The organism is Lachnoclostridium sp. An138 (genome assembly GCF_002160765.1).
GTDB classification, from domain to species: domain Bacteria; phylum Bacillota; class Clostridia; order Lachnospirales; family Lachnospiraceae; genus Laedolimicola; species Laedolimicola faecalis.
Genome location: NZ_NFLF01000015.1, coordinates 66,644 through 91,182 on the forward strand (window position 1 = coordinate 66,644; position 24,539 = coordinate 91,182).

Here is a 24,539-nt window from a genome sequence, read left to right on the forward strand (position 1 = left end):
AAAAAGGGGGTACTTTCATGCCAGACTGGGCACAAATCATATCCGATGCGCTGGACATTCTAAAATTTGACGGAGCCGTACAGGACACTCTGGCGGAACTTCGAGGGAAATGGGGCGCACAGGTCCCGGCGCTGCTGGATGAACGCTTTGACGCCATCGGCATCCAATATATGAAATTGCCCCATGAAAAAGGAGCGGCGGCCTTGGGGCAGGAACTCTCTGCCTTCGGCTGGGCGTTGTATAACCTGGACGATGAGGACGAGTATCTGTTTGCCTTGATCCCAGAAGAAGAACGCAACGAATGGGAACGCTACTGCAAAAAGCAGGGGCAATATTGCCACCTGATGAAACAGCAAGGGCGAAAATGGGGCGACCATGCCAAGGCGCAGGACCCTGGAAAGCTGATGCCCTGCGAGGAATACATACTTCAGGATGAGTACGATTATTTCTTCAACTCTCTGGCGGGTGATTTTGCGGCGGGCGAATGGAAAAACCAGGATGCAGAAGAATGGAAAAACGGCTGTGTGGCCGATCTGCGCCAGCGTCCGCCCCAGGTGACCCGCGCCCACAGTTTGCCGCACCTTGGGTGCCTCACTTATTCCGCAGAAAATGGACTCTATGCCGCGTCCAGAGCCGCTGGCAGCGGGACTATTGGGCGGGCATTACTGAGCAAGAATCCGGCTACCCTCAACTGGTTCGAGCCGTCCCCCATTGGATATGACGGTCCGCCCCGGACCCTGTGCTGGGCTGACCATTCCCTCTGGGTGGGCGATCCCACCAACGCCACACGGATCGAACTGACAGACCGGGGCACCTGTCAGGATGTGAAAAACTGGCCCCTGCCGGAAGATGGATGGAGCACCAAATACCATTGCGGCATCGTGACAGACGGGCTGGGCCGGGTCTACTTTTCCAACGAGTGGTACAAGGGGCAGATTTACCGCTGGGAAAACGGCAAGGTAACAAAACACACCTTCTCTCTGGATGGATACGACCATCTCTCCGAGGCCGTTTCCGTTCCCGGCACAGGCCGCATTACCATGATCCACGCAGTCAGTGGCAAGGGGCGGATGGAAGAATGCCTGCTGGAACTGGACATGGACACCGGGCGGTGCCGCATTGCCCCGCTGCCCGGAATGGGCGAGGGGCTGAAACTTCGCTGGTTTACCGGAGACTGGCTGCTGGTGCAGGGGAACGGTGAGATCCTCTCCGATGACTTTGCCCAGCTCATCAATAGGAACACCCGTGAAGTGCTGCGTATCCGTCCGGAAATGTTCGGTGGGGAGAAAATGCAGCACATTGGAATACTCACCGATGGCACGGTGGTCATCGTCACCCGGCGGGATAGGGTTGGGCCGGTATTTCGTTATCCCATCGACCTCTGGGGCTTCCTTCGGACGGCAAACAAGCCCAAAAAGCTGGAATGGCGGGAGTACAAAGAAGTGTACCCGAATCTGCCCATCTTTCTACCGTCCAAGGCCACGGAGCGAAAAATCATTCTCAAAAAAGACAGCCTGACCATCCTGGGGTCGGTATTTACGCCGCCGTTTACCCTGTCGCAGCTGGCGGAAAAGTTGGGGCCTGCCCACATTGTCCTGCAAAATGGAACACGAAAAAGCCCCATTACAGGCCGAGAGAGTCCCTATACCCAGGCCCTTGCTCTGTGGGACGAGCTTGGACTCCAGGGCTGGTTAGATGAAGATGAACAGACCATTAAAACCCTTGGTGTCCGGGTAGCGGCACAGGGAGAGTATGCGGTCCGGCAGACATTTGACGGAGTGGTTTGGATCGGGTCCAAGGACTACCGGGAGGCCAGCTGGAAGGATTTCGCCGGATTTGCCCATACCCTCAAATTAGGCGGCTTTACCGTTTATACCCGCTTGCCGGGGCCTGTTCCAGAGGAGCAGTCCGCGCAAAAAGCAAAGCTGGAGGCCCTCTCCGCCATGGTGCAGATCAGCTGGAAAGAGCCAGAGCAAAAGGCAGCGAAAGCGCAGAAATACAAGTTATCCAAGCCGACTGAACCAGTGCTCACCTTTACCAGCTTCAACTTCAAGCTGGCGGTCATGGAAGTCCTGATGTACGAGAAAGGCTTACTGGCTCCTAAACTGGATGCCCATGAGTTTGCCAGAGAGTATAGCCGACGCAAGATCGACATTGACGCGGAAGGGTATGAACCCATCCCAGAGATTCGGAAGTGGCTGGAGAAATACCCGGTCCCGGAGCGGTTGGCCCCGGAGGTCACAGAAATCGAGATGGATGGCGGCAGCGAGATTTATACCCAGCTCTGTCCGTTCTGGGATGGCGAGGATGGAGCCTTTGATCTTAATACCATTACTGAGGCGGAACTGCGCCAGTTCCCCAATCTCAAACATATTACCCTCATGTCCTCCAAGCCGGAACAGGTACTGCCGGTTCTGGAACGGTGCGGTATCAAGGTAGACTTGCTGTGAGGTGAAAGTATGAAAGCGAAACTAAATGTGATAAAGAACTGGGAGTTCGAGGAATTTGAACTGACGGGAACTTCCTTCAAATACAGCCCGACTGGATGCAAAGGTATGGTAGCCCGCAGCGAAGATGAAATTGTGTTTTGGACCTATCATTTCGCGCAAAAGTGCAGCGGCGTTTTGTGGGTCAAAGACGAAGTTTCCAGGTGGATTCCCAGCCCGGAGCCGAAAGAGCAGCAAGATGTTTGGGAAGATCCTGTCTTGCTTTCATGCGACAGAGGAATACTGTTGGTTTGCCCGGCCAGTAAATCCCTTTGGTGGATGCCGCAGATGGATGGAGAGTGGATTCCGATCCCCATGGATAACTGGTGTGCCCAGGGTATTCCCAAGCCGGTGGCAGTCACCGGAAGCCAGGGCGTTTTCCCTATTGTGTGCCGAGTGGACAACTCCGCTGATGCGACCAACAGTTTTACCAGCCTGACGGTAGACTTTGAAACCATGACTGCACACTGGGCAGAAAGCGGCTCTTGCGTATACAGCAAAGCAGGAACCCGACAGACCCATTTGGCGGCTGTAGAGCGTGCTGGCGGAAATTTTGCCCAGGCAGACTTTCACTACAACTATCCTATGATTGGCTCCATACTGGAACAGAATGGACAGTTTTATGCCTTTTTGGAAAGCAGCACCATCAATCCGGCGGGTCTTTCTCTCATGGGCTACTATTGGTATCTGGAACTGGAGGAAAACGGACTATTCAAAAAGAAACTGTGGGGCAAAGATAATTTAAGCCGCCTGCCCGGAAAACACGGGATGCGCGGAAAATTCTCCGGTGACAGGACTTGCCTGATCCTATCTCCCATTTTTAAGAATGATGACTGGAAGGGTAAACAAAAGGTGCTGCGCCTTTCGGATCTGGTGCTGATCGACCTTGCCATGCCCCATGGATACGCTTCCTTCCATGTGTTGGATGTATGGGGAAATCGGGCATTTCTCAGCGATGAGAAAGATAAGCTGGTTCTTTGTGAAATGACCTTGGAGTAGTTATGAGGGCTGAGTGTGTTTTTCAAAAAAAGTAGGAAAAGAAGAATTTAATTGCTGTGAGACGAGGGAAAATGATATGGCATTACAGGAAAAGAAAATAATGCCTCCCCCTTGGCTGGCCCACCGGGAGATCGAGCGATACTCTATTGGCTGGCGCATGGGCTACGGGGAGGATTACATATACCGATTTGGCGATTGGCTGGACACCCTCTCCCCGGATGAGCGGACAGAATACCGCACCCTCTTTCCCGAGCCGGTGACCTGGAAGGGCTGGTGGGATGATGAAGATAGCAGCGAAGTGCTGGAACATGGGGACTTCTGGGTGAATGCGTGGCAGCCGGAAGGAATCCCTAAATACACCCGGCAGTGGCTCCAGCAGGAGTTTGCCGCTGGGAGAAAGCGGGAATTTTGCTTATTCTGGGGCCATCAGCCTTCCGAGGACGGCCAGCTGACAAAAAGCTGCCTCAGCCAGTGGTGGATGGAGGATTTCTGGTCCATTGCCAATACCTATCTTTGTATGGAGCAGTATATGATGGCGGCCAAGGCGGAGCTCTTTGGCGATAGTGAAATCCAGGAGCAGATATTGAAGTGTAGTGACCCTAAACAGATCAAGGCCCTGGGCCGCAAGGTGCGGGGTTTTGATCAGAAGGTATGGGACAAGTTCAAATACGCCATTGTATTGAATGGCAACTGGTGCAAATTCAGCCAGAACCGCGACCTGCGTGAATTTCTTCTCTCCACCGGAGATGGTGTGCTGGTGGAGGCCAGTCCCTATGATAACATCTGGGGTATTCGTCTCGCAGCCAGCTCCCCCGAGGCGCAGGACCCGATGAAGTGGCGGGGGCAAAACCTGCTGGGTTTTGCTCTAATGGAGGTACGGGACGAACTGCGCCGGGTCACGCAGAATGAAATGTTGTGCGACTGGAACGCAGTCTGAGGTAAAATGATGGAATTATTTGCAAAAAGAATGACTTGGGAGCTGGACAATGAGGAAGGGCTGTCCTGCCTGTTCTTTGAACTGGAGGATTCATAACTTCGATTGGGCGAATCCAGTCCAGCAGTATGAAACGACAGAAACAAATCAGCTTCCCAAGCTGTTGACGGAGGCGGTTCGCCTTGTGGAAAAGGAATCACAGTCTGCCGGAGCAAATTGAAAGAGGTCTTGTTATGAACGAGAATTTATTTCGCCCACAATTTGATACATTAAAACTGTCAGATAAGCTCTGGCTGATGCAGACGCTGGCGACTCGTTATAATTTGACATTCAAAGAACTATACGCCTTTTCCCGCTGGGGACAAAGCTGCACCACCGGCCTGTTTGAAAAAGGTGGCCGGGAGTTTGTCTTTGTCCCAGGTGATACCGTGATTCTTGGCTGGGAGAGCTTTGCCCAAGGGATGGACAAGGCCAACCAAGAGGAACTGGCGGGTATTTTTGCGGAAATCGAATATGAGGGCTCTGTGGAGGAATTTCTCCGGCAGGGCATGACCCCAGTACGCCAGGTGACCATCGGCCCCATGTTCGTAGGCAGAAAACTGGAGGAGATCGGCTGGGAAAGCGTACCCATGAACGACCCTCGCATCACCGCCCACCCCGACTGGCTGGAGAACTTGCAGAAGTGGGCGGGCCAGAACAGCCAGAGTTTTGAGATACATGAAACTGTCCGCTTTGAACGCAATGGTGATAGCTGGCGAGCGTGGCTGTGCCATCCCATGACCTACGCAGAGTTTCAGCGATTCCTGTTGTGGGAGGTGGCAGCCAGCCTTCCCACGCCGGATGAGTGGGCCTATCTGTGCGGGGGCGGATGCCGCACCCTGTTTCCCTGGGGGGATGGACTGGACTACTCCATGCATCTGCACCACTTTGAAAGCGAGGAAGATCAGGGTAAGCCATACGACATGGAGCAGGCTAACTTCTTTGGCCTGTCTATTGCCTACGACCCCTATAAGCGAGAGTTGGTAGACGGGAAAACATTGACCACCTGCGGCGGTGACGGTGGCTGCAATGTCTGCGGTGGCATGGGTCCTTTGCTTGGATATTTACCCTGTTCCCCTCACTGTAAACCGGAGGTTCGGGAAGATAACGAGATTCACAATGACTATGACTTTTTCCGTCCCGTTATCCGGGTGCAGACATCCGGGTGGAGAATGGTATCACCCGAAAATGAGAGGTGATATTGATGAAAAGCCGATTGGAGCAATTATTGGACGAGCTATTAAGGCAAATTGATATACCTGCGATGGAGCAAGCCGTGTCCGAGCAGTATAAGAGCCAGATCCGCAGACGCTGGGAACTTCCGGCAGACTATTGGATGCTGTTGGAGCGCTGCTGTGGACTGCGAACCGTGTGGAGCAATGATACCTATGAGGCCCTGGAACTGTGGGGACTGGATACCCTTGTGAAGGGCCAGGAGGGATACGCCTATAATCCTGTGGAACAAAAGGTAATTAAAGATTGGGACGAGCATCTTGTGGTGATTGCGTCTGATGCTGGTGATCCATACTGCCTGGACCTGCGACGGAACGATACAGCCGTGTTCTGGGCAGAACATGGCGCCGGAACTTGGGACTTTCAGCCTGCCTTTGATTGTTTGGAAGATTTTCTCGAAAGCGTTTTGGATGTACCCAAAACGCAGGAATATGAAACAGCATATCCCTATCACTACATCCGCCTGATTGTAACCGGGATTTCCGACACCAAAAAGGCTCTGGTGTTTCTAAAACAGCATTTTGGCGACAGCAGCTTTCAGCAGACAAAAGACAGGCTGAAAGAACTGCCGCTCTTGATCTATTCCGGTCTTGATACCGGAACCGCCCCGCTGGAAAACTCTCTTGACCGCTGGGGATTGATGTACGAAAAGCAGCAGATTTCGTTGGAAAAGTTTCTGGAAGATCAAGCATATATCCGCAATCTGTAAGGTCGAAGCTGCGTTGTGCAGGTGCGATTCATCGGCATTGGAGCCCGCTAAAGACAATCCAAATAAGCAAAGTACACAATGATGTGATTTTGGGAGGAAGTCATGATCAAAGCAATTATGAAAATCCATACCACTTCTTCTACGGTTACATTTGTATGTGGCGATGTTGCCATTATTGGAAACGGTGAGTTTCGGGCTTCATCAGGAAAAGTGGATGGCTTTATCCTGTATGCCGACACTTTACAGTATGAAAACGGGGCGAAGCTCTCACGGGATGAACAAGAAAATTTGAAGTGCCTGTATCAGCACTTTGTATTGAACCGTGAAGATTTCATAGACTGGGATATTTGAAAAGAGATTTCCCCATGAAATGTTAGCAGATTGAGCACAGGAGTAAGGAGGAAAGCTATGGAATGGCCAAAACGGGCGCGGACAGCGGATTGGGAAAACGGTGTCCTGGCCTTAGATAGAGAGAAACAATTTGAAGTCCCGAAGCTGACCGCAGAGATCATGGAGCGGTTGGCCGGTTACACCCTGGTAGGCTTCCATGTGAAAGGGTATCCGGTGACGGATGAACTGCTTGCCCCCTTTGCCGGGCATAAAAGTATGGTCAACTTCGGCGTGGAGAACGGCGCCCTCACCGACGCCTGTTTCCCCTTTTTTTCCGCCATGCCCAAGCTGCGCTATCTGCTGCTGACCGGGAATTCCGGGATCGACGGAAGCGGCTTGTCCGCCCTGCAAAGCTGTAAGCTGGATTTACTGGCCCTTGACCACACCAGGCTGGAGGATGCCGGTCTGCTTCGAGCAGCCTCCATCCCCAAACTCTCCCACATCTGGATCGACCACACTGCTGTTACTTATGATGGACTACTGGCTGTCGCCGGCAACAACTACATCCATCCGGTGGCCCATGTGCAGTTTACCAAAGAGCAGATGGAACACTTCTCTCAGCTTCAGCGGGAGAAGGCGAAAAAGCCCGCCCAGCTGGATGAACAGGCGGCGGAGGAATGCCGCAGGGTGTTGTCCGCTTTCTTTGCCGAAATGACTGAATGGGAGCGGTACATGGAGCAGGCCGGGTTTGAGGATGCCGAGGCTGTACCCCGCCTGCTGGCGATCTGGGAGAAGTATGTGAGTGAAAAGCCCCGTCCGGGCTATCGGCCCCTGGGCCTTTCGTACAGCGCCCAGGGCACCTACAACGGGGAAGAATTCCTTGACGCGGAACAGATCACTAAGAACAAGCTCTACATCTACACCAGAGAGAAAAATACCAGCTTTGACCGCCGCTTTCTCATGAAGCGCGTGGGCGAGGGTTGGATGATTGACGCGGTGCAGGAGCGGCTGGACGGCTGGCAACGGACAGGATTGTAAGGGAGGCATAACGGATGATATATAGGTTTACGGAAGTATTAAACGATCTTGTTAATTATTTTCTCCTTGGTGACATTTTGTTGCTGGAGGACTGGAAGCAGGCAAATCATCTTTCAGATGATTTAGCGATGGAGTTTACCACAAACGAAAGCGGCGACAGGATATTTGCCGAAGGAATTGTAATCCCAATGACCGGTATTGAAAACTATCCCTATACCATATTGTTCAATCTCTCTGGTGATAGACCGGAGCTGTGCAAAGAAAGAAACCGATTGCAGCTTAGAAAAAGTGGCTATTCCCTCAAAGTAGCTCATAATATGCTGATGCTTTTTACATGGCCAATATTGGAACAGTTTACGCCTGAAAAGGTGAAAGATCTGATTTCTTACTATAGAGTGCATAAGAAGCCGATGATTGAGCTTGCAAATGGCTGGTATCATATCGAGATTTTGGGTGGAGAAACCTTGCAGGACGGGGACTATGAACCTACATTTGAGTTTGTGATACAACCAGCCACAAATGAAGAAGCCACCATAAATGCAGATATGAATTTTAGCTTTGAAATTACAAGCTCTGCTTATTAGTAAAACCTATCCCTACCGAAGATGGAAAAGGAGATCATGATATGGATTTATTGAAACAATGCCAGCAATGGTTTGAACAGGATGAAGCGCAGAAGGTAATCGACACCCTGGAAGCGATTCCTGCCGAGGAGCGCACCCCGGAACTGGACAGCGAATTGGCCAAGGCATATATTGCCGTTGCACATATAGGAGAACGGGAGCCTTTTGAAAAGGCGCTGGAACTTCTGGCTCCCCATGAGGAGTATTTTGCCGAAGATCACTGCTGGAATTATCGAATCGCTTTGGCCTATTACTGTCTGGATGAGGAAGGCCCCGCCCTGCGTTACTTTGAAAAGGCCCTGAAAGCCCGCCCCGGAGACAAAGATACTCAGGAGTACATAAACGATTGCCGCCGTCGTTTGTCCCTGCCCCGCTTTGAAAAGAACTTCCGTGAAAGGACGCAGGAAGCATGGGCAGCCTTTTCTCAGATTGAGGCAGAACTGCGTCAAATCATAGATACGGACGAAACACACCAGCGCGGCGAAGAACTGGTTGAAAAATGCGGGAATGCACTCAAGACGGCCCTGCGTGATACTTCCTTCGAGCTGGGCTTCAATGGCGAAAAGCATGAATTGATCCTCAGTCCAGAGGGGCTTCGCTCCCGCCTGTTCCCGTTGGTGTACTTCCAGAAGCAGGCCCCAGAATCGGTGCTTGAGCATTGGAATATCTGGGTAGGCCGCCAGCCCTGTGAGGGGTTCGAGCTGCGAGCTGGAGAGATTGAAGTTCGGGCTGAGGATGTGCAGATGTGGGCAGAGGAAACAGAGGATCATCAGGTAAGTCTGGTCCTTTACTGTGAAAAGCTGACCCCGATCTTGAAAGAGGACACAGACAAGGTCTGGTGGGCACTCTCTATGCTGGTGGATCAAACCATCGGAGAAGTTTCCGCTATCGCCTTTGTTGCTGGGTTTGATGTTTATGCTCAACCGAAAGACGAACCGGCCAAGCTGCTTTCCGAACTGCCGGAGTTGCTGCAAAGCATGGGGCTTTCTCTCTGGCGGGATGGCAGCGACTACTTGGAAAACAGTTATCTTGCCTATGAACTGGAACCGGTGGAGGACCCGGAGGCTGACTGGCGGCTGGATGTTTATACTGGAAGCTGCCGCCTGCCGGTGCTCATCAACGACTACCTGACTGCCCGCAGTGATATGGTGGATGAGTACCACAAGGATGGCATTGCCGCTGGATTCCTCCTGTACCCGCTGTCCGGTTTTACCGGTGAGGAACGAGTGAAAGCTATTCTGGATTTCCGGGATAACCTGCGGGATGCCATCCTACGGGATGCAGGAGAGGAAGCCGTGACCTTCCTGGGTGGGGCCACTGGTCTGTATTGTGGGTATCTGGATTTTATCGCCTGGGATCTGCCCGCTGTACTAACAGCGGCACAGGCATTCTTTGAGGGAAGCGACCTGCCCTATGCTCACTTCCACGCATTTCGGCGGGATGTGGGCGGTGTGCCGCTACTGGACGAGAAAGAACCGGAGCCTGATATTCATGAGGAAACTGGCTCCCTGCTCTCGACAGAGGATATTGAAATACTGGAGTCCTTTGACGAAGGAACTGCCGCTTACTTTGGGAAAATGCTCGACTGGCTGGAGAATTTTATCAAAAGCGGCGTAGAAGAAGGACGATTCAGCGAAAAACAGGCTCACCAGGATTTACAGATTGCCCTCTGGTATGCCTTTGCCTGCCTTAACCTGGACGATTACATCCACTACTACCGCGCTGCGGAATGGATGAAGGATTCGGAGAAAAACGCCACGGGCTGCGCTACCTGGTACTACCGGTATTCTGTGGCGTTGATGTATTGCGGCAGGCTGGAAGAAGCACTGGAATATGCGGAGCGGGGCGCTCTGGAGGAGCCGGACTACCCCTGGATCTGGCTCCATCTGGGCAAGCTACGGGCGCATTTTGGCGATAAATCCGGTGCGCTGGATGCCGTCAAGCAAGGATTAAAACTGGAACCGGGAGATTATGAGTTCCTGACCTTAAAAAAAGAGATCAAAGCCGGAGCCACCCTGGAACAGATGGAATATCATTGGATCAATCCCGATGCTGACCAAACGCTCCAGCGGGGACTGGACGAGAATGCGGATGATAAACAATGCGCCATAGCCTGCATTCGGGTGGACGAAGCGGGACTTGCCGAATTTTATGAACTGTTCCACCCAGAGCGGTATAGCTATAAGAAAAATTCCCCCTGCTGTGAATTTCAATACCCGGTAAAGGAACATCTTGTGGAGCTTTCCTTCCGTATGAACGAAGCTGGACTCTCCAAGATGGGAACCGACTGGCTGCGGCAGCTCAAGGAACGGCTGGACAGCGGTGAATGGCTGACCCACATCCCTGAAGGAGAACCAGAGGGCATTCTAACAGGTGTGTTTGTGGACCAGACCCGCCGCATTGGTCTTGTCTATCAACAGCCGGGAGACGATCAGTATTTTCAGATTTTCCTGAACCCGGACGGCACGAAGGCGGATGCCTTCTGGTCCTCAAGAAAAAACAGCGAGCCGGAGGTTTATTCGGAGGATGAGATGTCTGCGATAGAGCAGCACATCAAAAACACCTTTGGCGAGTTTGAGAATGTGTTCCATGAGCTGGTTTCCCCTGACATCCATGTGGACATCTGCGTTGTTCCTCCCTCTGATGAGCGGGACTATTACACACTGGTAACGATGGGCATGGGTGCTCACCGGATGAATGTGCCGGAGGAACTGGCGGAATACAAGCTGGAGCGAGCAGAGCTGGCCATCGCTCTGCCACCGGATTGGAAACTGGATGAGGAATCCCTGAAGGATGAGCGGTGGTACTGGCCTATTGGTCTCTTGAAAGTGTTGGCACGCCTGCCTATTTCCAACGATACCTGGCTGGGCTTTGGCCACACAATGGATAAGCAATCGCCGTTTGCAGAGGATACGGAACTCTGCGCCGCACTTCTGGTAGGTCCGCAGGATGTTGTCTGGAACGGAGGCGAAGTCTGCACTTTGCCGAGCGGCGAGGAGGTCAACTTCTATCAGGTGATCCCGCTCTATCGGAATGAGATGGAGTATAAGATGGAGCATGATGCGGACGCTCTGCTTAAAAAAATGGCAGGCATCAGTTTTGTGGTTAATCCCACCCGCCAGAATGCCATCACCAGAGGAACGCTTGCAGAGGAAGAATTCACCGGCGATATGGACGATGCCGCATGTCACCTGGAATCCATTCAGGAAAAGGGCTTGCCGGTGGACGAGATGAATGCCTACAACCACATGGCAATCTATCTACGCTGGTGCATGGAGCATGATCTGATGAGCGCGGAATTCATGGAGCGGTACTGGGAGCAGGTGCAGCCGTTTATGGCAGATCTGAGCCGCGCCGATCTGCGTGGTTTTATCCGGGACCAGCTGAAAGGACAGCTCTTTGGGGCGCTGTTCAACAAGGAGGGCGCAGCCTTTGCTGGATATTACTATGGCGAGGCGGACAGCCCGTACTTCCCCAGCGACATTGATAACTATGCTTTGGAATATTTCGGTTCAGAGCAATATTATTCCGATAAGTTCCAGGATGAAGCCTATCTATTCATCCCATTTGATGAAAACTATTATCAGGCTATGGCAAAAGTCATGGAAAAGCGGTTCGTCAACTGGCAGGGACAGAGTTTCGATGAGGCCACTCTGGAGCCTTCAGACCTTGCGAAAGCCATGATGGAATATCTGGACTGTGAATGTACCTATTTCCCCTCAATGACGGATGATGACCCCATCATGTCGGCATACAACTATGCCAAACGAGAAAGTGTCAAAGAGGGCTTTGTGCCGGTTCTGATTAAGGCGGATGCCGAAATCCTGTGGGAATGCCTGATTATGAATTCTGACCCGGACAGCGATGGCGAGGACGACTATGCTTTCGACCCGGACAAAGTTGCCGCATACCGGAAGGAAATGCTCTCCGCCCCCATCAAGAACAGTAAAGCAGTTCTGGAGGAAATGATTGGGCAGCGCAAGGAAGAAGCCGAGGATGACGATATGGACTGGGATGAGGAGATCCTTGGCGAGATGGAGGGCGGATATGATAACCGTCGTTTTTCAAGCTACTGGAACTCCGATAATAATATGACCTATCCTCTCATTCTGGCTAAAATCCCCGTGAAGAACCCTTGGGAGATTTTTGCCTATCTGCCCTTTGGTGGCTGGAATGAATGTCCTAACACGCCGGAGTTAATGGCAGTTGCAAAATACTGGTTTGAACAGTATGGCGCTGTACCCGCAGTTATGACTCATGATGAGCTGGAGTTCTTGCTTCCGGTTCCTGTCTCCGAGAAAGAGGCTGTAGATGTGGCGGTGGAGCTGTACGGCTTCTGCCCTGATGTGATTGACCAGGGTCCGGAGGAAGCCACCGTTGGTGCTTTGGCCGATGTACTGCGGCAGTCCACTGTTTGGTACTTCTGGTGGGATTGAGCAGGAGGATGTGTCTATGAACGAATACCTAAAGCAATATATTGAACTCCAAAAACAGTTTCGAGAGACAAAAGGGAAAGCGGATAGTGTTCGTGCGCTTTATGCGTTCAAACTGCCGAAAGTGATACGGCAAAAATCCTTGAACTCCTCAAAAACCCTGAGACCGCTGCGCTCTTAAAGCAAATTGTCAGTGCTCTGTAAGAGCAGGCCCAGCAAAGAAAGCCTCTCATTTTATGAGGGGCTTTCTTCTTTTGAACGGGATTGTATTATGACCAATCACTTTTTTTGTTAGCAGGTTTTTTTGCAGGTTTTGAGGTCGTGTTTGCAAAGCACCTCGATTTGTTTGCAAATCTACACGATCCTTGCTAACAAAATTAGCAGACATGAAAAGAAGGCTTTGAACACAGAGCAGCCGCCTTTCTTTGCAATCCTCGGAAATCGCGTTAGCAAGGCCGTTAGCAAGGGCCTTATCTTTCGGATGTTCAGGCAATCGGAGAAAATAAGAAAAGCCGAAAACCCTGATAAATCAATGGTTTTCGGCGTTTAATCTGGCGTTCCCGAGGTGACTCGAACACCCGACCTACCGCTTAGGAGGCGGTCGCTCTATCCAACTGAGCTACGGAAACAACAAGAAGCCGCTCTTGACGAACTTCCAGTAAAGAGTGTACCATAAAATAAAAAATCCCACAAGGGAAATTTTTAAAGCGTCAGTGAAAGCATCCGTTAAGACGGGTAATTTTCAAAACATCAGGAAAACTGCGGCGGAAAACGTATCAGAAATGTATAAGCAGCAGGAAAATGGGAGGAGCGCAGGATATGGAACGTGATATTGATATGAAAGAGGTGTCCGACGGCCGGCTTTATGGCCTGCGGGATATGGTGAAAGCAGACTGCGGCGGCTGCCAGGGCTGCTCAGACTGCTGCGAGAGCATGGGAAGCACGATCATTTTGGACCCTTACGATGTCTGGAGGCTGACGACAGGACTGAAGGTATCCTTTGACACGCTCCTGCTGGATAAGCTGGAGCTGAATGTGCAGGAGGGAATCATTCTTCCGAATATGAAGACGGAGGGAGAGAGTGAGCGCTGCGGTTTTCTGAATGAGGAGGGGCGCTGCAGCATTCACAGTCTGCGGCCGGGGCTTTGCCGGATCTTTCCGCTGGGACGTTATTATGAAAACGGCAGCTTTCAGTATTTTCTCCAGGTGCATGAATGTAAGAAAGAGCCGAAGCTGAAGGTGAAGGTGCAGAAGTGGATCGATACGCCGGATATCAGAAGAAATGAGAAATTTATCATTGACTGGCACTACTTTTTAAAAGACCTCACCGCCCGGCTGGAAGCGTCGGACAGCGAGGAGTACCGGAAAACGGTCAGTCTGTATATTCTGAAAAGTTTTTATCAGAAGCCCTGGGATACGGACCGGGATTTTTATGAACAGTTTTACGCAAGATTTGAGGAGGCAAAAAGCATTCTGAAGATCTGAGCCGAAACCGTTCAAAGCCGGAATCATTTTGAGCCACGAAAACTGCTCTTGTCTGGGAGCAGTTTTTGCGGCTCAAAATTTCGCGGAAACCCCGTCCTGCCGGGGGTTAAAGATCAAAATCATCTAAAGAGGAAGAGCCTCTTTTCTTTGGAGTCCTGTGGTACCTGCCGCCGGGGCTCCTGTTCTTTTTCTGCCAGAAAAAGTTTCTGTGCCGCCGCGCGCGCGTATGCCGGTAACGGCTGCGTCTGGAGGAAAAGCCCAGAGAGAACCGGAAGCTTTTCATCAGGTGACGAATCAGACGGTAGATCAGGAAGAGAACGACGATGACAGCGGCGAAAATCAGAATCAGACGCACATTGATTTTGATAAAACGCTTTTGCTGTACGCCTGTGCTCAGCGCTGTGATGGCGTCGGCTTCTTCATCCGAATCGATCTCCCGGTCAAAGGTAAAGTCCTGAACATTGGTTTCTCCACGCATAATGGAGGCTGTTCCCACAGGCTGTCCACTGTACGTATAAGACAAGGTTGCGATGACATCAGATTCTCCGCTGTCATCCACAAAGGTCAGTTCCGGAGAAGCGTCTGTAAAGGAGACGCCATTGGGAAGGATGATCCCATCGTCCGGATTGATGGTGATAAGCGGCATGGTCTGGCCGAAAATGGAGCTTCCCGCAAAGAAATTATTTGATTTTGATACCGCAAAATTCGTCTCATTGTCGGCCACATTGACTCTGCTGAAATTTTCAGACGCGTAATCCAGCAGCAGAGCCGTATCTGTGTACATGGGAATTCCGGACTCTGCGGTAGAGGCTGTCTTCATAGTGACTACGATCAGGGTCATGCCGTTCCGTTCTGCCGCTGTCACGAGGGTATTTTTTGCAGCGGAGGTATAGCCTGTCTTTCCGGCAATGACGGTATCATCCAGAAAACGATCGTCGCCTCTGTAGGAAGCGATCATTTTATGGTGATTCGTCATATAAGTAATTTCTTCGTCCTTATTGGTGGCCCGCATCTGGTAGCGGTCTGATCCGGAGATGCGCACGAAATCCTCATTCTGCAGGGCGGCCTGGGTAATCAGCGCCATGTCGTGAGCCGATGTATAATGATTTTCATCGGGCAGACCGTGGGGATTGGTAAAATGGGTATTCGTACAGCCAAGCTCCGCGGCTTTTTCGTTCATCATTTCTACAAAAGCGTCGATAGAGCCGGCCACATGTTCTGCCAGACCGTTTCCGCACTCGTTGGCTGATTCCAGCAGCAGGGCGTAAAGAGATTCTTCTACCGTCAGCTCTTCTCCTTCTGTCGTACCGATAGTGCTGCTGTCTGCCTCGATGGAATGAGTCGCGTAATAGGAATAGGTTACGATCTCGTCCAGGGAGCAGTTCTCCAGCGTGACGAGAGCTGTCATGATCTTGGTGATGCTGGCCGGATAATTGACCATATCCATATCCTTATTATATAGGATAGTTCCTGTATCCGCTTCCATGACAATGGCGGATTCCGCGTAGATCTGGGGGCCCTGGGGCCAGTTTTCGATGGAATTGGAATCGATGGTTTTATCATAGGCGGCCTGGCGCTCAGCTTCCGCCGCTTCTGCCGCGGCCTGTTCCGCAGCGGTCATTCTGGCGGCATCTGCGGTAAGAGGATGAAGACAAAGAGAACCAAGGACAGAGAGCGCAAGAGCCCCTGCCCAGAATTTATGTGAAAATTTCATTTGAATTAGCTCCTTTGGAAACGAAAATGAAACATATTTGTAATATTTATAAATTCAAGTATATGCCATTTCTATTTCGCGCGCAAGGGCAAATCAAAAAAGTTCACATTTCCTTAAGAAAAAAACTGCGGAAGGTTGACAAATCCCGCAAAAACAGGGTATACTATGAACGTTCAGCAGACGAAACAAAGTGTGTTTGACACAGTGAAAAGGCTGAGACGAAGAGAGTAGGAAGACGCCAAAAGGCACAGAGAGCCGGAGAGGGTGGAAATCCGGCGCGAGTAGGGTTTTTCGAAGATCACTTCCGAGCTGCGGACTGAAAGAAGAAAGGCTTCTTAGGCACCGACGGGTTTCCCCCGTTACAGGGAGACGCATGTGATGGCATGTTGTAATAAGGTGGTATAACGAAAGTCTATGGCTTCCGTCCTTTTACAGGACGGAAGCTTTTTATTATGCGGCAGGAAATCCCTGCAGGCACAATGCTTTCAGACGAAAAGACAGATGAATACGAGGAGGTTATTATGTACGACAAAGTATCAACGAATCTGAATTTCGTAGAACGCGAAAAGAATGTGGAAGAATTCTGGAAAGAAAACCACATTTTCGAGAAAAGTATGGAACACCGCAAGGAGGGTCCCACCTATACTTTCTATGACGGACCGCCCACGGCCAACGGAAAGCCTCATATCGGCCATGTGCTGACCCGGGTTATCAAGGATATGATTCCCCGTTACCGGACCATGAAGGGATATTATGTGCCGAGAAAGGCAGGCTGGGATACTCATGGACTTCCGGTAGAGCTGGAGGTGGAGAAGGAGCTTGGTCTGGACGGCAAGGAGCAGATTGAGGAATATGGCCTTGATCCCTTTATCCGCAAATGTAAGGAAAGCGTGTGGAAATACAAGGGCATGTGGGAGGATTTCTCCAGCACTGTGGGATTCTGGGCAGATATGGACAATCCCTATGTCACCTATCATGACGATTACATCGAGTCTGAGTGGTGGGCTCTGAAGGAGATCTGGAAAAAGGGACTGCTCTATAAAGGCTTCAAGATCGTTCCCTACTGCCCCCGCTGCGGAACGCCTCTCTCCAGCCATGAGGTGGCTCAGGGCTACAAAGCTGTAAAGGAGCGTTCTGCCATCGTCCGCTTTAAAGTGAAGGACGAGGATGCCTATTTCCTGGCATGGACCACCACACCCTGGACCCTGCCTTCCAACGTGGCTCTCTGCGTAAATCCGTCTGATACCTATGTGAAGGTAAAAGCCGCGGACGGTTACGTATATTATATGGCGGAAGCGCTGCTTGACAAGGTACTGGGCGGACTGGCCGAGGAAGGAAAACCGGCTTACGAGATCCTGGAAAAGTATGTGGGGAAGGATCTGGAGCATAAGGAATATGTGCCGCTCTTTACCTGCGCCGGAGAGGCTGCCGCAAAGCAGAGGAAGAAAGGCCACTTTGTGACCTGTGACAATTACGTATCCATGTCCGATGGTACCGGAATCGTTCATATCGCTCCGGCCTTCGGTGAGGATGACGCCCGTATCGGAAGAAATTATGACCTGCCCTTCGTGCAGTTTGTAGACGGCAAAGGAGACATGACAGAGGAGACGCCTTACGCGGGCCTCTTTGTAAAGAAGGCGGACCCGGAGATCTTAAAGGATCTGGATAAGGAAGGAAAGCTGTTCTCCGCGCCGAAATTTGAGCATGATTATCCTTTCTGCTGGCGCTGCGACACGCCGCTGATCTATTACGCGCGGGAATCCTGGTTTATCCGGATGACGGCGGTAAAGGAGGATCTGATCCGGAATAACAATACGGTAAACTGGATTCCGGAGAGCATCGGAAAGGGACGTTTCGGAGACTGGCTGGAGAATATTCAGGACTGGGGCATCAGCCGGAACCGTTACTGGGGAACTCCCTTAAATATCTGGGAGTGTAAGGAATGCGGACATCAGCATTCCATCGGCAGCCGTGAAGAGCTCTATGAGATGAGCGGAAATGAGAAGGCGAAGACCGTGGAGCTTCACCGTCCCTACATTGATGAGATCACGATGAAGTGTCCCGAGTGCGGCGGTGAGATGCGCCGTGTGCCGGAGGTCATTGACTGCTGGTTTGATTCCGGAGCCATGCCCTTCGCGCAGCATCATTATCCCTTTGAAAACCAGGATCTGTTCGAGCAGCAGTTCCCGGCGCAGTTCATTTCCGAGGCGGTGGACCAGACAAGAGGCTGGTTCTATTCTCTGATTGCAGAGTCCACGCTTCTGTTTAACCGCTCTCCTTACGAAAATGTCATCGTTCTCGGACATGTGCAGGATGAGAACGGACAGAAGATGAGTAAGTCCAAGGGCAACGCGGTGGACCCCTTTGAAGCTCTCGACACCTATGGCGCGGACGCCATCCGCTGGTATTTCTATATCAACAGCGCTCCCTGGCTGCCCAACCGTTTCCACGGAAAGGCCGTGACGGAAGGGCAGCGCAAGTTCATGGGAACCCTGTGGAATACCTATGCGTTCTTCGTGCTGTACGCGAACATTGATAACTTTGACGCCACAAAGTATGAGTTGAAATATGATACCTTAAGCGTAATGGATAAATGGCTGCTCTCCAAGCTGAACACAGTAGTGGGCGAGGTAGACAGCGATCTGGAAAATTACAGGATTCCGGAAGCGGCGAGAGCCCTGCAGGAGTTCGTGGATGACATGAGCAACTGGTATGTGCGCCGCAGCCGCGAGCGTTTCTGGGCGAAGGGTATGGAGCAGGATAAGATCAATGCCTACATGACCCTGTACACAGCCCTTGTGACCATCAGCAAGGCAGCAGCTCCCATGATTCCATTCATGACAGAGGATATTTACCAGAACCTGGTACGCAGCATTGACAAGGACGCTCCCGAGAGTATCCATCTCTGCGACTTCCCCGAGGTGAAGAAGGAATGGATCGACCTGGAGCTGGAAAAGAATATGGATGAGGTTCTCCGCATCGTCGTGATGGGACGCGCCTGCCGGAACGCGGCCAATATTAAGAACCGCCAGCCCATTGCGCAGATGTATGTGAAGGCTCCTTATGAGCTTGCGGAGTATTACCGTGATATTATCCGGGATGAGCTGAATGTAAAGGCAGTAGAGTTCACAGACGACGTGCGCGCGTTTACCACCTACAGCTTCAAGCCGCAGCTTAAGACAGTAGGACCCAAATATGGAAAATTCCTGAACGGTATCCGCGAATACCTTTCTTCTGTGGACGGCAACAGCGCCATGGATGAATTGAAAGAAAATGGAAACCTTACATTTGACGTAAACGGCACCGCTGTGGTATTATCAGAAGAGGATCTGCTGATCGACATGGCTCAGACAGAGGGCTATGTATCCGATGGGGACAATGAGATCACGGTTGTTCTGGATACGAAGCTGACGCCGGAGCTGATTGAGGAAGGCTTCGTCCGCGAGATCATCAGCAAGGTACAGACCATGCGGAAAGAGGCAGATTTCCAGGTAACCGACAAGATCGTCCTCTCCTGCAAAGGCAATGAGAAGATTGAAAAGATTCTTGAGGATCATAAAGAAGAGATTCAGTCGGAAGTCCTGGCTCTCCGGATTCAGACAGGAGAGACGACTGGCTACGTAAAAGACTGGAATATTAACGGGGAAGAGGTAACCCTGGGTGTGGAACGCGCTTAAAAGCGCGTCCGCGCCTTACACGCAAAATGGCAGATGAGGAGGAAACCAATATGAGCAAGAGGCCTTTTAATAAGGAGCTCTTTAAGAGAAGTGTGGTTTACAATGTAAAGACCCTGTACAGACAGACCATTGAAGAAGCATCACCCCGCCACATCTTCAACGCGGTGGCTCTGGCGACCAAGGATGCGATTATTGACGCATGGCTGGCCACTCAGGAGCAGATGAAGAAGCAGGACCCGAAGATTGTGTACTATATGTCCATGGAATTCCTGATGGGACGCGCCCTGGGCAATAACCTGATTAACCTGACTTATTATGATGAAGTAAAGGAAGCTCTGCAGGAGCTGGGCTGCGACCTGAACCTGATCGAAGATCAGGAGCCCGACGCAGCTCTTGGAAACGGCGGTCTGGGAAGACTGGCAGCCTGTTTCCTGGATTCTCTGGCTACCCTGGGCTATGCGGCCTACGGCTGCGGAATCCGCTACCATTACGGTATGTTCAAGCAGAAGATTGAGGAGGGCTATCAGATCGAGATTCCCGACGACTGGCTGAAAGACGGCAATCCCTTTGAGCTGCGCCGCTCCGAGTACGCGAAGATCGTCAAATTCGGCGGATATGTGGACGTAGAGGTGGATGAAAAGGGCAAGACTCATTTCGTGCAGAAGGGATACCAGAGCGTGCGCGCGATCCCCTATGACCTGCCCATCGTAGGCTATGGAAATAATGTGGTAGACACCCTGCGTATCTGGGATGCCGAGGCGATGAATACCTTCCGTCTGGACGCCTTCGATAAGGGAGACTATGAGAAAGCTGTAGAGGAAGAGAACCTGGCCAAGCTGCTGGTAGACGTGCTTTACCCCAACGACAACCACATGGCAGGCAAGGAGCTGCGCTTAAAGCAGCAGTATTTCTTCATTTCCGCCAGCGTGCAGGCTGCCATCGACCGCTATAAGAGAGCGCACAGCGACATCCGCAAGTTCTATGAGAAGGCCACCTTCCAGCTGAACGATACCCACCCGACGGTGGCAGTGGCAGAGCTGATGCGTATCCTGATCGACGAGGAAGGCCTGGAATGGGATGAGGCATGGGAGGTCACCACAAAGACCTGCGCTTACACAAACCATACCATCATGGCCGAGGCTCTGGAAAAATGGCCTATCGAGCTGTTCTCCCGCCTGCTTCCCCGTGTATATCAGATCATCGAAGAGATCAACCGCCGCTTTGTGATCGAGATCCAGAAGAAATACCCGGGCGATCAGGAAAAAATCCGCAAGATGGCGATTATCTATGACGGCCAGGTAAAGATGGCTCATCTGGCTATCGCTGCAGGCTATTCCGTAAACGGCGTGGCAAGACTGCATACCGAGATTCTCAAGCATCAGGAGCTGAAGGATTTCTATCAGATGATGCCGGAAAAATTCAACAACAAGACCAATGGAATTACACAGCGCCGTTTCCTGCTTCATGGCAATCCGCTGCTGGCTGACTGGGTGACAGCCCATATCGGAGATGAGTGGATCACAGATCTGTCTCAGATTTCCAAACTGAAAATCTACGCGGACGATGAGAAGGCTCAGCAGGAATTCATGAATATCAAGTACCAGAACAAGGTACGCCTGGCAAAATATATCCAGGAGCATAACGGAATCACCGTGGACCCGAGATCTATCTTTGACGTACAGGTAAAGCGTCTCCACGAGTATAAGCGCCAGCTGCTGAATATTCTCCATGTCATGTATCTGTATAACAAGATCAAGGAGCATCCGGAGATGCCGTTCTATCCCAGAACCTTTATCTTCGGCGCAAAGGCGGCGGCAGGCTACCGCAGAGCGAAGCTGACCATCAAGCTGATCAATTCCGTAGCGGATGTGATCAACAACGACGCTTCTATCAATGGCAAGCTGAAGGTAGTCTTCATTGAGGATTATCGTGTATCCAACGCAGAACTGATCTTTGCGGCGGCGGATGTATCCGAGCAGATCTCCACGGCCAGCAAGGAGGCTTCCGGTACCGGAAACATGAAGTTCATGCTGAACGGAGCCCTGACCATCGGAACCATGGACGGAGCTACCGTGGAAATGGTAGAAGAGATGGGCGAGGAGAACGCTTTCATCTTTGGCCTGAGCTCTGACGAAGTCATTAATTATGAGCAGAACGGCGGCTACAATCCCATGGATATCTTCAACAGCGATCAGGATATCCGCCACGTACTGATGCAGCTGATCAACGGCTACTACGCGCCTCAGGACCCGGAGATGTTCCGCGACATCTATGATTCCCTGCTGAACACCAAGAGCAGCGACCGGGCGGATACCTACTTTATTCTGAAGGATTTCCGTTCCTACGCGGAGGCTCACGAGCGTGTGGAAGCAGCTTACAGAGACGAGAAGGGCTGGGCAAAGAAGGCGATCTGGAATACCGCCTGCAGCGGCAAGTTCTCTTCTGACCGCACGATCCAGGAGTATGTGGATGATATCTGGCATCTTGACAAGATGAAGGTAACTCTGCCTCAGGAATAAAAGAAAAAGACAGAAAAGAGTAAGAGATAGACGTGAATTCTCATGTCTATCTCTTTTTTCATGCTCATAGATTGTAGAATGAAGGAAAAAATAAAGACAGGAATATCTGTACTGATTATTTTAATTTTACTGCCTTATGTGGCAGCCGTTTTTCGGACCGGGAGCATGAGCGGAACGGAAGAACCGGCACGTCAGGCAGGGGTGGAAGACCTGGTCGCGGAAATCCTGCCCGCCCAGATGCCGGTCAGCTATGAGGAAGAGGCGCTGAAAGCACAGGCGGTCATTGTGCGCACCAACCTTCTGCGGCAGGCCATGAGTTTCTACGGGAACGGAACAGCGGCAGAGGCTGCGTCAGCAGTCCGGGAAAGCGATCTGGAGGCACTGGGATTCACCTTCTATCCCCGGGAAGAGCAGATTCGGCTCTGGGGATATGACAGCTGGGAACAGTACGCAGAGAAGTGCGGGAAAGCCGCAGAGAGTACGGCAGGCCAGGTGTTGGTGACAGAAGCGGCGGAAGAGGAGGGAACGCTTCCGGATCTGCCCTATCACGCGGTAAGCGCGGGACGGACCCGTGGAGGCAGCCTCCTGGGCGAAGACTATTCCTGGCTGGAGTCTGCCGAATGCCCGGATGACCTGCAGTCATCCGATTATCTGAAAATAGAAACGCTTGATTTGGATGAGGTTCCTCGGATTCTGTCACGGGACGAAGCCGGTTATGTAACGGAGGTAAGCGTTCAGGGAGAAACCCTGGGAGGAGAAGAGTTCCGCAGTCTGTACGGCCTGAATTCCAGCTGCTTTACGGCAGAGCAGACAGAGACGGGGGTGCGGATCACCACAAAGGGACTGGGACACGGGCTGGGGATGAGCATGTATCAGGCCAATCTTCTGGCCCTGGAAGGCATGCAATATCAGGAAATTCTGCATTATTTTTATAAAAACACCCAGTGTATAAGCTTCTCTTAAACTGGCTATCCTAGAGATAGCGGCAGGTGACTGTTCGGAAAGGCTGGGCAGTGACGGCAGCACATAAAAAGTGTGGAAAACAGTATAGAGGTGAAGCTTATGACAGTGAAAAGAAAGAAAAAAGGCGGCTTTTCCGGAGGAAGGACCGTCACAGTTGCGTTCAGCCTGTGTCTTCTGGCGGTGGTGACCATGATCGGCATGTATACCGTCGGAAGGACAGACCAGCAGCAAAAAGAACTGGAGCAGCAGGTAGCCGAAGCAGAAGAGGAGGCCAGAGCCAGGGAACAGGCTCAGGCGGAAGCAGAGAAGGCTGCAAAAGAGGCGGAAAAGTCTGAAGAAACGGAAGAGCTGGCGGACGCGGAAAAGACACAGGAAGCGGCGTCCGGCTCCGCGTCCCGTGACAAGGCAGGAGAAGCGGCTGCAGACGCAGCAGGAGAAACGGCAGGCACAGAGGGGACAGGCATGGCAGACGGCGCAGAGCTGGAAAGCGAATTCGCGGAGATAGATCCGGAGGGAACCGGCGAAACCGTAATTTTGGACGGAACGGAGAAAGCGTCCTCGGCAGACGCGGTTTCAGAGCAGATGGATCTTTCCTTTTCTCCGGAAACGGATCAGCTGCTCTGGCCTGTAGCCGGAAATGTCATTATGGACTACAGTATGGACAAGACCGTCTATTTTGCCACTTTGGATCAGTACAAATATAATCCTGCTGTGATCATTCAGGGAACGCTTGATGAAAACGTGATGAGCGCGGCTCCGGGACAGGTTACGAAGATAGAGACGCTGGAGGAAACCGGCATGACCGTAACCATGGACATCGGAGACGGATATGAACTGGTTTACGGCCAGCTGAAAGAGCTTCCGGTAAAGGAAGGAGATTATCTGAAGGCGGGCGAAACCGTGGGATATGTAAGTGAACCTACACGTTATTATACAAAAGAAGGCTGCAACGTATATTTCGAAGTCCGCAAGGACGGAGAAAGCGTCGATCCTATGAGCCTTCTCCAGTAGCGATAAGCCGTTCCTTTTGGGGGCGGCTTAATTTTTTGATAGCTGCCTCCCGCCGCATGGCTTCTTCTTTGGTATCAAAGCATTCGTAGTACGCGAGTACGACCGGCAGATGAGCTCTGGTATATTTCGCGCCCCGTCCCTGATTGTGCTCCTCCAGACGTTTTTCCAGATTATTGGTCCAGCCGGTGTAGAGAGAACCGTCCCCGCACCGGAGAATATAAGTGTAATTCATAAAAATCTCCATTCCGCCGCCTTTCAGTTGGCGGCACAAATAGTAATGAAAGTTTCGACTTTCTCCACGTTTTGCCTTATACTAAAAGCGAGAAGCTATACTACAAAGCACGAG

At 51.6% G+C, this 24,539-nt stretch carries 17 protein-coding genes and 1 tRNA gene; 15 read left to right on the plus strand and 3 right to left on the minus strand.

Features of this window, described 5'->3' with window-relative positions; all coding sequences use genetic code 11:
* Positions 1 to 17 precede the first annotated feature (17 nt).
* From B5E82_RS12770 to B5E82_RS18135, 10 genes are all read left to right on the plus strand, one after another.
* A complete protein-coding gene (locus tag B5E82_RS12770; protein WP_087307947.1) occupies positions 18 to 2,450 on the plus strand; it encodes a DUF6892 domain-containing protein in 2,433 nt (810 codons plus the stop codon).
* Positions 2,451 to 2,459: 9 nt separating this feature from the next.
* Positions 2,460 to 3,485, plus strand: coding sequence for a hypothetical protein (locus B5E82_RS12775; RefSeq protein ID WP_087307948.1), 1,026 nt, complete (start codon positions 2,460 to 2,462; stop codon positions 3,483 to 3,485).
* 100 nt (positions 3,486 to 3,585) lie between these two features.
* The gene (locus B5E82_RS12780) at positions 3,586 to 4,422 is read left to right on the plus strand and encodes an NADAR family protein (RefSeq protein WP_330398369.1); all 837 of its coding nucleotides are present in this window, start codon (positions 3,586 to 3,588) and stop codon (positions 4,420 to 4,422) included.
* Positions 4,423 to 4,742: 320 nt separating this feature from the next.
* On the plus strand, positions 4,743 to 5,657 hold the full coding sequence (locus B5E82_RS12785) for a hypothetical protein (protein WP_330398370.1): 915 nt from the start codon (positions 4,743 to 4,745) through the stop codon (positions 5,655 to 5,657).
* A gap of 77 nt (positions 5,658 to 5,734) precedes the next feature.
* Positions 5,735 to 6,400 (plus strand): SMI1/KNR4 family protein, encoded by a 666-nt coding sequence (locus tag B5E82_RS12790; protein WP_242966322.1) that lies wholly within the window; start codon positions 5,735 to 5,737, stop codon positions 6,398 to 6,400.
* A gap of 102 nt (positions 6,401 to 6,502) precedes the next feature.
* Positions 6,503 to 6,751 carry a hypothetical protein gene (locus B5E82_RS12795; RefSeq protein WP_087291736.1) on the plus strand — a complete coding sequence of 83 codons (249 nt, stop codon included), beginning with the start codon at positions 6,503 to 6,505 and terminating at the stop codon, positions 6,749 to 6,751.
* A gap of 57 nt (positions 6,752 to 6,808) precedes the next feature.
* Positions 6,809 to 7,768 carry an NTF2 fold immunity protein gene (locus B5E82_RS12800; protein ID WP_087307951.1) on the plus strand — a complete coding sequence of 320 codons (960 nt, stop codon included), beginning with the start codon at positions 6,809 to 6,811 and terminating at the stop codon, positions 7,766 to 7,768.
* 14 nt (positions 7,769 to 7,782) lie between these two features.
* Complete coding sequence (locus B5E82_RS12805) at positions 7,783 to 8,352, plus strand: hypothetical protein (RefSeq protein WP_087307952.1); 570 nt, start codon at positions 7,783 to 7,785, stop codon at positions 8,350 to 8,352.
* A 41-nt stretch (positions 8,353 to 8,393) separates the two neighbouring features.
* The gene (locus tag B5E82_RS18995; protein WP_087307953.1) at positions 8,394 to 12,827 is read left to right on the plus strand and encodes a suppressor of fused domain protein; all 4,434 of its coding nucleotides are present in this window, start codon (positions 8,394 to 8,396) and stop codon (positions 12,825 to 12,827) included.
* 16 nt (positions 12,828 to 12,843) lie between these two features.
* Complete coding sequence (locus tag B5E82_RS18135) at positions 12,844 to 13,005, plus strand: hypothetical protein (RefSeq protein WP_162610773.1); 162 nt, start codon at positions 12,844 to 12,846, stop codon at positions 13,003 to 13,005.
* A 371-nt stretch (positions 13,006 to 13,376) separates the two neighbouring features.
* On the opposite strand, the gene B5E82_RS12820 is transcribed toward B5E82_RS18135, so the two are convergent.
* A tRNA-Arg gene (locus tag B5E82_RS12820) sits at positions 13,377 to 13,453 on the minus strand.
* Positions 13,454 to 13,643: 190 nt separating this feature from the next.
* On the opposite strand from B5E82_RS12820, the gene B5E82_RS12825 reads away from it, so the two are divergent.
* Complete coding sequence (locus B5E82_RS12825) at positions 13,644 to 14,309, plus strand: YkgJ family cysteine cluster protein (RefSeq protein ID WP_087307964.1); 666 nt, start codon at positions 13,644 to 13,646, stop codon at positions 14,307 to 14,309.
* 106 nt (positions 14,310 to 14,415) lie between these two features.
* Here B5E82_RS12825 and B5E82_RS12830 read toward each other — a convergent pair whose 3' ends face one another.
* Positions 14,416 to 16,023, minus strand: coding sequence for a serine hydrolase (locus tag B5E82_RS12830; RefSeq protein ID WP_087307955.1), 1,608 nt, complete (start codon positions 16,021 to 16,023; stop codon positions 14,416 to 14,418).
* A gap of 521 nt (positions 16,024 to 16,544) precedes the next feature.
* Here B5E82_RS12830 and ileS point away from each other — a divergent pair.
* From ileS to B5E82_RS12850, 4 genes are all read left to right on the plus strand, one after another.
* On the plus strand, positions 16,545 to 19,700 hold the full coding sequence (gene ileS / locus B5E82_RS12835; protein ID WP_087307965.1) for an isoleucine--tRNA ligase: 3,156 nt from the start codon (positions 16,545 to 16,547) through the stop codon (positions 19,698 to 19,700).
* Positions 19,701 to 19,750: 50 nt separating this feature from the next.
* Complete coding sequence (locus B5E82_RS12840; protein WP_087307956.1) at positions 19,751 to 22,219, plus strand: glycogen/starch/alpha-glucan phosphorylase; 2,469 nt, start codon at positions 19,751 to 19,753, stop codon at positions 22,217 to 22,219.
* A gap of 165 nt (positions 22,220 to 22,384) precedes the next feature.
* Positions 22,385 to 23,182, plus strand: coding sequence for a SpoIID/LytB domain-containing protein (locus B5E82_RS12845; protein WP_162610776.1), 798 nt, complete (start codon positions 22,385 to 22,387; stop codon positions 23,180 to 23,182).
* A gap of 99 nt (positions 23,183 to 23,281) precedes the next feature.
* Positions 23,282 to 24,193 (plus strand): M23 family metallopeptidase, encoded by a 912-nt coding sequence (locus B5E82_RS12850; protein ID WP_140393143.1) that lies wholly within the window; start codon positions 23,282 to 23,284, stop codon positions 24,191 to 24,193.
* Here B5E82_RS12850 and B5E82_RS12855 read toward each other — a convergent pair.
* A complete protein-coding gene (locus B5E82_RS12855; RefSeq protein ID WP_087307967.1) occupies positions 24,174 to 24,425 on the minus strand; it encodes a GIY-YIG nuclease family protein in 252 nt (83 codons plus the stop codon). The two genes, B5E82_RS12850 and B5E82_RS12855, sit on opposite strands and share 20 nt — an antisense overlap.
* Positions 24,426 to 24,539 lie beyond the last annotated feature (114 nt).